The sequence below is a fragment of the Geminicoccus flavidas genome, assembly GCF_009806515.1.
Classification (GTDB): Bacteria; Pseudomonadota; Alphaproteobacteria; order Geminicoccales; family Geminicoccaceae; genus Geminicoccus; species Geminicoccus flavidus.
The window spans coordinates 1-10,702 of the sequence record NZ_WUJP01000827.1 but is presented as its reverse complement, the minus strand read 5'-3'; the positions used below and the strand labels follow the sequence as shown (position 1 = coordinate 10,702).

The following is a 10,702-nucleotide window of genomic DNA, read 5'->3' as shown; positions in this document are numbered from 1 at the left end:
GCCGCCACGATCGGGTCGACGCCGGTGTTGGGCATCGCCGCATGGCAGCCCTTGCCGGCGATCTCGATGCGGATCTCGTCGGTGCCGGCCATGGCCGGGCCCCGGTGCATGGCGAAGGTGCCGAGCGGCATCTGCGGCCAGTTGTGCAGCCCGTAGACCACCTCGACCGGGAAGCGCTGGAACAGACCGTCGTCCATCATCCGCTTTGCCCCGGCCCCGCCCTCCTCGGCCGGCTGGAAGATCACCACTACCGAGCCGGCGAAGTCGCGCGACGCTGCTAGGTGCTTGGCGGCACCCAGCAGCATGGCGGTGTGGCCGTCATGACCGCAGGCATGCATCCGCCCGGGATTGGTCGAGGCATAGGGCTTGCCGGTCAGCTCGGTGATCGGCAGGGCGTCGATGTCGGCGCGCAGGCCGATCGCCCGGTTGCCCGGCCGCCGGCCTCGGATCAGTGCCACCACCCCGGTGCCACCCATGCCGGTTACCACCTCGTCGGCGCCGAACTCCTTGAGTTTGTCCGCCAGGAAGGCCTGGGTCGCATGTTCCTCGTAGCCCAGCTCCGGATGCGCGTGCAGATGCTGCCGCCAGGCCGTCACTTCCGGCACGAGGGCCTCTATTGCCGCAGGTATCCGCATCGATCACTCCGCTCGGGGGGCCGGTCCAAAAACATGAAGGGAGCCCGAGGCCGGGCTCCCTTCCCTTGTAACAGCCGGATGCCGGCCAGGGCAGCACCCAAGGATGCCCCTGGCCGCGTTCGACGGCCCCCTGTTTACTGGACCTGGGTGTAGTTGCCGTCCTTGTACTCGAACCAGACATAGGTGTTCTCGGTGAGATCACCCTTCTCGTCGAAGCCGATCGAGCCAATCACCGTGTCCCAGCGCTTGGAGCGCATCGTCTCGGCGACCTTGGCGGCATCGGTGGTGCCGGCCTCGTTGGCGGCCGCCGCCCAGACCTGCACCGCGGCATAGGTCGAGAGCGTGTAGCCTTCCGGGTCGTAGCCGCTGGCCTTGAACTCCTCTACCACCTTCTGCGCAGTCGGCAGGTTGCGCGCCTCGGCGGCGTTGGTGAACCGGGTGCCGTCCGCGGCCGGGCCGGCCAGCTGGGCGTACTCGATCGTGTTCAGCGCATCGCCTGAGAGCAGCGGGGCATTGAGGCCCTGCTCGGCCGCCTGGCGCGCGATCAGCGCCGCCTCGGTATGGTAGCCGCCGAAATAGATCGCCTCGACATTCTGCGACTTCAACTTGGTGATCAGCGCGGTGAAGTCCTTGTCGCCGGCGGTGATCGCCTCGTAGGCGACCTCCTGGAGCCCGCCCTCGTTCATGAACTTCTTGGTCAGGTCAGCCAGGCCCTTGCCGTAGGTCGACTTGTCGTGGATCACCGCGACGTTCTTGCCCTTGTAGTTCTCGGCCAGCCACTTGCCGGCGAAGTCGCCCTGCTGGTCATCACGGCCGCAGGTCCGGAACACGGTGGTGATGCCGTTCTCGAACGGGCCCTCGGTATAGGCGGGATTTGTCGAGGCCGGCGAGATCTGCAGGATGCCCTGCTCGGCATAGACGTCGCCAGCTGGGATCGAGGAGCCAGAGCAGAAGTGGCCGGCCACGAACACCGCGCCCTGGTCGGCCAGATCGTTGGCGACCGCCACCGCCTGCTTGGGATCGCAGGCATCGTCACCGATCGCGAGCCTGAGCTGCTCGCCGTTCACCCCGCCGGCCGCGTTGATGTCCTTGACGGCCTGTTCCGCACCGCGGCGCAGCTGCTCGCCGAACGCAGCATAGGCACCGGTCATGGGACCTGCGGAAGCGATCACGATCTCGGCCTGCGCCATCGCCGTGCTGCCTAGCAGTGCTGCGGCGAAGGTCGCACCGGTCATCCACCTGGAAAGCTGCATATTCTGCTCCCGCTGTCGAAAGAACCCCACCGATCCACTTCACGGCACGCTGCCCTCGACCGGGGTTGGACGCGCCGAACTTCTGCAACTTTAACGCCGCTTAATCGTCCCGCAAGCGCGACCTTCATCAGCCGCCGGAACGCTCCCGGACAGCGAACGGCCCCGCCCGCTCGTACAACCACGGGTACTGGGAGAGCAGCTTGTTGGTCCGCGCGATCCGGTGCGCCAGCAAGGCCAGCCCGATCAGGATCGCCGAGCAGACCAGGAATCCCGACAGGTGCAGGAGCGGCTCCTGGAACAGGGCGTAGGACATGAACCGATCCGCGGCACCCAGGAGCAGGCCATAGGGCACGATCTGCCAGATCGGCCGCCAGGTCCGGGCGATGGCGCGGCCCATCGCCATGGCCGCCCCCCCCGACAGGATCAGGGTGAGCCCGATGAACACGCCAAGCGACTGGCCGGTCACCGCTTCGAACATGGCGCGATCTCCCCCTCAGTGCCCGCCTTCCAGATAGGCCCGCCGCACCTCCGGGTCCGCCAGGAGCTGGCGCCCGGTGCCGGTCATGGTGATCTGGCCGTTGACCAGCACATAGGCCCGGTGCGCCAGCTTCAGCGCGTGGAAGGCGTTCTGCTCGACCAGCAGCACGGTCACGCCCTGCTGGTTCAGTTCCTTGATGACAGAGAAGATCTGCCGGACGATCAAAGGTGCGAGACCCAGCGACGGCTCGTCCAGGAGCAGGAGCCTGGGCCTGGCCATCATCGCCCGGGCGATCGCCAGCATCTGTTGCTCGCCGCCGGACAGCGTGCCGGCGCGCTGGCCGCGCCGGCGCTCCAGGATCGGGAACAGCTCGAAGCAGCGCTTGAGATCACCCTCGAAATGGCCGGGATCGACGTTGATCGCCCCCATCTGCAGGTTCTCGTAGACGGTCATGCGCGGGAACACCCGCCGCCCTTCCGGCGACTGGGCGATGCCGCGGCGCATGATCTGGTGGGTCGACATGTTGGTGATGTCGATGCCTTCCAGCACGATCCGCCCGCCCTGGCCGCGCGGCTGGCCGCAGATGGTCATGAGCAGGGTCGACTTGCCGGCCCCGTTGGCACCGATCAGGGTGACGATCTCGCCCTGCTTCACTTCCAGCGATACGCCTTTGAGCGCCTCGATCCGCCCGTAGAAGGCGTGGATGCCCTCGATCACCAGCATCAGCGCGCTCCCGGGTCCAGGTCGAGGTCCTCGGCGACGATGTCAGGCAGGTCCTCTTCCTCGGGCTCGCCCAGATAGGCCTTGATCACCCTGGGGTCGTCGCGGATCTCGGCCGGTGTGCCCTCGGCGATCTTCTTGCCGTAGTCCAGCACCACGATCTTGTCCGAGATCCCCATCACCACGCTCATGTCGTGCTCGATCAGGAGGATGCCGATGCCGTGGATCTCCTTGATCCAGCGCAGGAGGTCGTTCAGCTCGTGGGATTCGGTATGGTTCAGGCCGGCGGCCGGCTCGTCCAGGCAAAGCAGCACTGGCTTGGTGCACATCGCTCGGGCGATCTCGAGCCGCCGCTGGTCGCCATAGGCCAGCGCCCCGGCCGGCCAGTCCGCCTTCTCGGTCAGGTTGATCCGGTCCAGCCATGACCGGGCCAAGTGGACCGCCTCCTCCTCGGCGCGCCGGTAGGACGGCAGCCCCAGCAGGCCCTTGATGCTCCAGCCCGACGCCTTCATCTGCTCGGTGTGCTGGGCGACCATCAGGTTTTCCAGCACCGACATGCCGGTGAACAGGCGGATGTTCTGGAAGGTCCGGGCCACACCGGCGTCGCGCACGATCCGGTGCCCGTCCAGCCGCTCCAGCAGGAAGTCGCCGCGCTCGCCCGCCAGGGTGAGCTGGCCCGTGGTCGGCTGGTAGAAGCCGGTCAGGCAGTTGAACATGGTGGTCTTGCCGGCCCCGTTCGGGCCGATGATCGAGGTGATCTGCGACTGCTCGGCGGTGAACGACACGTCGTCCACCGCGACCAGGCCGCCAAAGCGCATGGTCAGGTGCTCGACGGTGAGGAGCGGCGTCATCGCCCGTCTCCCCGCGGATGAAGCCGGATGGTCGGATCGCGATGCGAGACGAGGCCGGTGGGCTTCCAGATCATGATCAGCACCATGACGAGGCCGAAGGCGAGCATCCGGTAGTCTTCCAGCTCGCGGAAGAACTCAGGCAGGCCGATCAGGATCGCGGCGGAGAACACGATGCCCAGCTGGCTGCCGAGCCCGCCCAGCACCACGATCGCCAGGATCACGGCACTCTCGATGAACACGAAGCTCTCCGGGCTGATGAAGCCCTGGCGCGCGGCGAAGAAGCTGCCGGCGAAGCCCGCGAACATCGCGCCGATGCCGAACGCCGCGAGCTTCACGTTGGTTGGGTTCAGCCCAAGCGCCCGGCAGGCGATCTCGTCCTCGCGCAGCGCCTCCCAGGCCCGGCCAATCGGCAGCTTGCGGATCCGGATGGTGAACCAGTTGGTGAACAGCGCCAGCACCAGGATCAGATAGTAGAGGAACGCGATCCGGTGGTACGGGTCGAAGCTCAGGCCGAAGAAGCTGGCGAACGTCTCGCCACCGTCCCTGGGCGGGTTGGCCTGGAACGGCAGGCCGAAGAAGGACGGGCGCGGGATGCCGCCGATCCCGTCCGGCCCGCCGGTAAACTCGTACCAGTTGATCAGCACGACCCGGATGATCTCGCCGAAGCCGAGCGTCACGATCGCCAGGTAGTCGCCGCGCAGGCGGAGCACCGGGAAGCCCAGGACGATGCCGAAGCTCGCGGCGAACAGGCCGGCCAGCGGCAGGCAGACCCAGAAGCTCCAGCCGAAATATTCGGAAAGCAGGGCGTAGGAATAAGCGCCGACCGCATAGAAGGCGACATAGCCCAGGTCGAGCAGGCCGGCCAAGCCCACCACGATGTTCAGCCCCCAGCCCAGCATGATGTAGATCAGCACAATCGTCAGGATGTCGACCAGCTGCCGGCTGCCCCAGGGGGAAATCGGGAAGGCGAAGGCCACCAGGATCAGTAGCAGGCCCAGGCCCAGCGAGACCAGCTTGCCGGTCCGGGTCATCTCACGCCGCCTGGCGGCGGCGGCCGGCGGGCGCGCCGAGGCATAGGCCAGCTGGGCGGCGCGTATCAGGATGAAGGCCGGCAGGAGCAGGGCCAGCCAGTTCAGCGGTGCCACCGGGAACGGCAGGAGGAAGGCCAGGTCCGAAGCGAGGTTGCCGGTGAGCAGCGGCACCAGGAGGAGTGCTGCGATCACCACGCCTACCAGCATGGGCAGGCGCCAGCTCCGCTCGGCCAGCGCGAACACCGCAGTGGAGCCCAGGGCCACCACCACCACGCAGTACAGGACGATGTGGTAGCGCGGCCGGAGCGACAGCCCGGTCTGGGTCGCCACCAGTTCCAGCCCCACGATCAGGCTGGTCATCAGGAAGGTGATGAGCACCGCACCGAGGACGTGGCGCAGCAGCCTGTTGCCGTCCAGTCCAGCGAGAAGACCCGTCATCGCCTCAGACCTTCTCGATCTCGGGACGGCCCAGCAGGCCGGTGGGGCGGAAGATGAGCACCAGCACCAGGACCCCGAACGAGGCTACGTCCTTGTACTCGACGGAGAAATAGCCCGACCAGAACGCCTCGATGAGCCCGATCAGGAGACCACCCAGCATGGCACCCGGCAGGGAGCCGATCCCGCCCAGCACCGCCGCGGTGAACGCCTTGATGCCGGCGACGAAGCCGATGAAGAAGTCGATCACGCCATAGTAGAGCGTGAACATCAGCCCGGCCACGGCGGCCAGCGAGGCGCCGATCACGAAGGTGAGCGAGATGGTCCGGTCGACATCCACGCCCAGCAGTGCCGCCATCTTGCGGTCCTGCTCACAGGCGCGCTGGGCGCGGCCAAGTGCGGTGCCCTTGATCAGCCAGGTGAACACCGCCATCAGGGCTAGCGTCAGCAGCACGATCACGATCTGGATATAGCTGACCCGGGCGGCGAAGCCGGCATCGCTCTGGACGAGGGTAATGCCGCCCGAGACCATCTGCGCCAGGGGCTTGGGTCTGGCACCCTGGGCCAGCTGCACGTAGTTCTGCAGGAAGATCGAGGCGCCGATCGCCGAGATCAGCGGCGCCAGGCGCGGTGACGAGCGCAGTGGGCGATAGGCGATCCGCTCCACCGACCAGCCGTAGAGCGAGGTCAGCAGGATGCCCACGATCAGCACGATCAGCAGGGCCAGCGGCAGCCACGAGATGCCGACGGCACCCAGGATCAGGAACACGATCAGGGCATGGAAGGCGCCGATCATGAAGATGTCGCCGTGGGCGAAGTTGATCATGCCGATGATCCCGTAGACCATCGAATAGCCGATCGCGATCAGGCCATAGACGGCGCCGAGCGTGACGCCGTTCACCAGCTGCTGGAGAAAGTATTCCATCCCGGATGAGGCTCCCGCGGCAGGTGCGCGTCCCCCCGGGCAGCAGACGAGAACGCGCCGCGATCCGGTCGAGCCTCGATGGTTTCGCGCCGCACCCCTCGATATATCCCAGGCGGTACACGAAGCCCGGCGGCCTCTCAAGTGTCTCGATACATCCGTGGCACCCGCCGTGACGGCGGCAGCACGCCCGTGCACGACCCCCTGTGCGACAAGGCTTCATTAACCCGGATCGGCTAGATTGCATTCCCATGGAGGTGCCATGGAACGCAATGATCTCGACTTCGTCGCGGCCGGCGAGCCGCCGATTCTGGAGCACCGGCGGATCGGCACGCTCCTGCGCGTGGCCGCCATCGATCCCGGCAGCGGCACCGAGGTGGTGATCCAGGGTCGTGCCAGCGGCGACCACTCGGCCCTGGAGCGTCTGGCGCTGCGCAAGCTGGCCTGGGCGCTGGACCGCGCCGCCGGCCGCCGGCGGCCAGGACCACACTGATGCCTGCCGGCCGTTGGCCGGGAGCTGCGCCATTGCCCGGCCGATGCCGCGCTTGGCGGGACCGGCTGCCCTGGGCACAAGGCGAGCCCGTGGCGGGCGAACCGCCTGGCCGTGATCCCCCATCCCCGGCACCGGCCCCTGCCACGCCCGCTCCACCTCGGCCGCTGCCGGCGCCAAGCCTGAAGGAGGTCGGCCAGGGCGAATGACGTGGCTCGCATGGCGGCCCGCCGGCGACACCCTGCAGGTCCGACCGAGGGAGGACAACGAGGAGGGTGCCGAACGGGGCCGGGAGGCTGGCGATCGACCGGCGGCCCTGGCAGCCGAACCGGATCCCACCGGCCACTAGGCCCCGTTAGCTCCTGAAGTCTGTTCCCATCTGCTATGTGGTGAGCAGCGGATGGGATGGCGGATGACGGGGGTGCTGACGGATGGGCAGTGGGCGGTGCTGGCGCCGTTGATCGAGGCCTGCCGCCCGCACCACAAGACGCAGCACCATGACCTGCGCCGGACCACCCTGGCGATCATCTGGCGCTGTCCGAACGGTGCCAAGTGGCGCAGCCTGCCAGCGGAGCTTGGATCCCGTCCGGGTCGGCTGACCTGAACGCCTGCGGCGATGGATGATCCGCCTGCGGACGGATCATGGTGGATGGCGGCGCAGACCTTCATCCGCCCTTGGCGGCCTGCTGGCCGCCGCTCCGTTGGAGACCGGATCAGCCGTCTGCTGACGGCTGATGGAGAAGACTGGGCATATGGGAACGGCGGCTGGCCATGGCGCAGGAGCACGGCGTGCAGTTCGGCATGGCCTTTTGGGACGGCAGCACCATCCGGGCACTGTGCGGTCTCGGGACGAGGTGGTGCGGGTTGCTCTTGAAGATGGAGGGCTCAACCGTCCAAACATTGCCGATTGCCTGAAAGGGTGTCCGCCATCGCAGTGCCTCGAGGTGTTTGGCCAAGTTGTAGGCGGTGACGAAAGGAGCACATTGGATCGCACGGCTTGCAGGCTGGGATAGTGGAAGGTCTTGATGGTGGCGTCTCCCTCGGGTCCTTGCCCAAGGGCAGGCTCTTGACGGTTCGGTTCATCCGCTCGGCTTGGCCATGCATCCATCGATGGCCAGCAGGCCATCGATCCGCTTCCTGCAAAGGTCGCAGGCAGGAGCCTGCGGAGGGGATGACAGGGCTTGGTGAGCTTGTGAGTGATTGCGTGCTTGTCGCAGACGCGGTCGAAGATATGGCCGCCGAAGAGAGGCTCTATCTCGGGGTTGCGGCCACGACTCCTTGGTAGGTCGCAAAGGTCATGCCCCCGGATTAGGTCCGGGGCAGGCCGTTATCGGTCAGGACGGTATGGATCCGGCAAGGGAAGAGTTCGACCACCCCCGCCTAGGAAGGCGGCGCCGTTTGCTTTGGTGTCGGCATCCAAGAAGGCGACGTGGGCGAACTTCGAGACGCGGTTGCCTCCCGGTCCTGCTGGACCGGTTCCTTGCAGGAGACGGATCAGCCGTCTGCTGACGGCTGATTGCCAGGAACATGAAGAGCTTGCCCTGGCCCAGTCGCAGTTCGCAGACGTCGATGTGGATGTAGCCGATCCTGGTCTTGGCAAAGCGCTTGCGCTGGGGCGCCTTCTCCTCGCCATTTGGCAAGCGGGAGGTGCCGTGGCGCACAAGGCATCGGTGCAGGGCGCTGCGCGAGAGCTTGGGGATCGTCTCCCGCAAGCAGCCCAGCACGTCATCGAGCGACAGAAGGGCACGCCGCCGGAACTCTCGACGATTGCCTCTTCGGCCTCGGTCAGGACGGAGCTGTGCGGCCGGGATGGTCCCATCCGCAGATCGGCGGTCGTGGTCCGATGGCGCCACTTGGCGACGGTCCTGGGGTTCGGCTCGAACGCGCGGCGTCGTTCTGGCTGAACCATGAAGACTTGGTGCCATAGCGCGTTCGCCCGTTCACGAGATCATGCACCATGACACCCTGGACCAAACAGCTAGGCGAGCTTGCCGTGGCGACAGTGTACTGTCGCTCCGAGACCAGGCCCTGAGCGATACGCCGCCATCCGCTCGGTGCTGAACGAGCGCCAGCCTGCGTCCCGTGGCGGAAGACAGATCCATCGAGGCGGCAGCCAAGTCCGCTGCAGAACCGGTGCCTCGTGGCCAACCTTCTTCACGTCGATCCAACCAAAGCGCGGGGATAGATCTGTCCGTACCTCGCGGATGCGGTTGCCGCGGGCACGGTCAGCGCTGACGAGTTCCTGGACCTCGTGCACCGGATCATGCCTTTGCCGAATTCGGTCCCGGGCAACCCCTCGATATGACCTTCCCCTGGCTTATCCCAATGCCTTCCTGACCGCCGGTGCCACCACCGTGCCGTATAGCTCGATCGCTCGCATGATCCTGCCGTGCGGCATGGTGCCTAGGCTCAGCTGGAGCAGGAAGCGATCGTGGTGGAAGATCTCGTGCTGGGCCAGGATCTTGTCGATCACCTGCTGCGGGCTGCCGATGAAGTCGGCGCCGCGCGGGGAGCGGCTGGCCTCGAAGCGCGGGCGGGTATAGGCGGGCCAGCCGCGCTCCCGGCCGAGCCGGCCCATCACGTCGGCATAATAGGGAAAGGCGATGTCGGCGGCGTCTTGGGAATCGTCGGCGATGAAGCCGTGCGAGTTGATGCCGACCGGCAGGCTTGCCGGATCATGGCCGGCACGCCTTCCGGCCTCGCGGTAGAGCTCGATCAGCGGCGCGAAGTGGGCGGGCTGGCCACCGATGATGGCCAGCGCCATGGGCAGGCCCAGCGTACCCGCGCGCACCGCGGAGGGCGGGTTGCCGCCGACCGCGATCCAGACGGGCAGGGGGGACTGGAGCGGGCGCGGATAGACCGGTTGGTCGTGCAGGGCTGGCCGGTGCCGGCCGGACCAAGTGACCCGCTCTGCCGCGCGCAGCTTCAGGAGCAGGTCGAGCTTCTCGGCGAACAGCTCGTCGTAGTCGTTCAGGTCCAGGCCGAACAGCGGGAAGGATTCGATAAAGGAGCCGCGTCCGGCCATGATCTCGGCGCGGCCGTCCGAGAGCAGGTCCAGCGTGGCGAACTGCTGGAAGACCCGCACCGGCTCCTCCGAGCCCAGCACGGTGACTGCACTGGTCAGCCGGATCCGCCGGGTGCGGGCGGCAGCGGCGGCGAGCACGGTCGCAGGTGCCGAGATCGCGTAGTCCGGACGGTGATGCTCCCCCAAGCCGAACACGTCGAGCCCGACCTGGTCGGCCAGCTCGATCTCCTCGACCAGGTCCCGCAGGCGGCCGGCGGCCGGCGGGACAGCACCGGTGACCGGATCCGGCGTCGTGTCACCGAAACTGTAGATGCCGAGCTCCATGGTCACTCCCCTCGTCCCACCGGCCCGCCGCCGGTCCGGCGCTGACATGGGGAGGATCGGGCAGCCGGCGAAGAGGCCGTGCCAGGGATCAGAATGTTTCTCCAAAGGTACGGCCGGTCGCGGCGGCTTAGCGCCTGCTAGGCCTTGAGCCGCCAGCCGCGGCGGAAGGCCAGGTAGGCTAGGTACCAGAGCAGCACCACGGTCACCGTCAAGATCACCGCGCCCAGCGCCGGCATGCCGTCGGCATGGCCAGTCATGGCGTAGCGGATGCCGTCGATCATGTAGAAGAACGGGTTGACCAGGGCCAGGAGATGGAAGGGCTCGGGCAGGGCGTGGATCGAGTAGAAGGTGCCAGACAGGAAGGAGAGCGGCGTGATCACGTAGTTGGTGACCGCTGCCATCTGGTCGAACTTCTCCGCCCAGAGCCCGCCCAGCAGGCCCAGCAGCGAGAGCATCACTGAGGCGGCCAGCACGCTGTGGACCAGGTAGAAGGGATGGATCAGGTCGAGGTCGACGATCGGCACCATGGCCAGGCTCA

General features: G+C 67.1%; 11 protein-coding genes and 1 pseudogene. 2 read left to right on the top strand and 10 right to left on the bottom strand.

Annotated features, from left to right (window positions below; genetic code table 11):
• The 7 genes from EQG76_RS23765 to EQG76_RS23735 form a co-directional block, all read right to left on the bottom strand.
• On the bottom strand, positions 1 to 635 hold a 635-nt coding region (locus tag EQG76_RS23765; protein WP_159716970.1), incomplete at its 3' end, for an amidohydrolase.
• Between the two features lie 134 nt (positions 636 to 769).
• A complete protein-coding gene (locus EQG76_RS23760) occupies positions 770 to 1,888 on the bottom strand; it encodes a branched-chain amino acid ABC transporter substrate-binding protein (RefSeq protein ID WP_235031533.1) in 1,119 nt (372 codons plus the stop codon).
• 127 nt (positions 1,889 to 2,015) lie between these two features.
• Positions 2,016 to 2,366, bottom strand: coding sequence for a DUF6867 family protein (locus tag EQG76_RS23755; protein ID WP_159716968.1), 351 nt, complete (start codon positions 2,364 to 2,366; stop codon positions 2,016 to 2,018).
• 15 nt (positions 2,367 to 2,381) lie between these two features.
• The gene (locus tag EQG76_RS23750; RefSeq protein WP_159716951.1) at positions 2,382 to 3,089 is read right to left on the bottom strand and encodes an ABC transporter ATP-binding protein; all 708 of its coding nucleotides are present in this window, start codon (positions 3,087 to 3,089) and stop codon (positions 2,382 to 2,384) included.
• On the bottom strand, positions 3,089 to 3,937 hold the full coding sequence (locus EQG76_RS23745) for an ABC transporter ATP-binding protein (protein ID WP_159716949.1): 849 nt from the start codon (positions 3,935 to 3,937) through the stop codon (positions 3,089 to 3,091). The genes EQG76_RS23750 and EQG76_RS23745 overlap by 1 nt, the downstream gene beginning before the upstream one ends.
• Positions 3,934 to 5,406 (bottom strand): high-affinity branched-chain amino acid ABC transporter permease LivM, encoded by a 1,473-nt coding sequence (gene livM / locus EQG76_RS23740; RefSeq protein ID WP_235031532.1) that lies wholly within the window; start codon positions 5,404 to 5,406, stop codon positions 3,934 to 3,936. The genes EQG76_RS23745 and livM overlap by 4 nt, the downstream gene beginning before the upstream one ends.
• A 4-nt stretch (positions 5,407 to 5,410) precedes the next feature.
• Positions 5,411 to 6,328 carry an ABC transporter permease subunit gene (locus EQG76_RS23735; RefSeq protein ID WP_159716947.1) on the bottom strand — a complete coding sequence of 306 codons (918 nt, stop codon included), beginning with the start codon at positions 6,326 to 6,328 and terminating at the stop codon, positions 5,411 to 5,413.
• Positions 6,329 to 6,587: 259 nt separating this feature from the next.
• Here EQG76_RS23735 and EQG76_RS23730 point away from each other — a divergent pair, with 259 nt between their 5' ends.
• Together EQG76_RS23730 and EQG76_RS33640 are read left to right on the top strand one after the other, a co-directional pair.
• On the top strand, positions 6,588 to 6,818 hold the full coding sequence (locus EQG76_RS23730; RefSeq protein ID WP_159716945.1) for a DUF6898 family protein: 231 nt from the start codon (positions 6,588 to 6,590) through the stop codon (positions 6,816 to 6,818).
• 409 nt (positions 6,819 to 7,227) lie between these two features.
• Positions 7,228 to 7,419, top strand: coding sequence for a transposase (locus tag EQG76_RS33640; RefSeq protein ID WP_159716943.1), 192 nt, complete (start codon positions 7,228 to 7,230; stop codon positions 7,417 to 7,419).
• A 461-nt stretch (positions 7,420 to 7,880) separates the two neighbouring features.
• Here the strand turns inward: EQG76_RS33640 and EQG76_RS23720 are convergent.
• From EQG76_RS23720 to EQG76_RS23710, 3 genes and pseudogenes are all read right to left on the bottom strand, one after another.
• Positions 7,881 to 8,740, bottom strand: a pseudogene (locus EQG76_RS23720) (hypothetical protein); the annotation flags it as partial.
• Positions 8,741 to 9,132: 392 nt separating this feature from the next.
• On the bottom strand, positions 9,133 to 10,164 hold the full coding sequence (locus tag EQG76_RS23715) for an LLM class flavin-dependent oxidoreductase (protein WP_159716972.1): 1,032 nt from the start codon (positions 10,162 to 10,164) through the stop codon (positions 9,133 to 9,135).
• 137 nt (positions 10,165 to 10,301) lie between these two features.
• A partial coding sequence (locus EQG76_RS23710; protein WP_159716941.1) for an ABC transporter permease occupies positions 10,302 to 10,702 on the bottom strand: 401 nt, incomplete at its 5' end.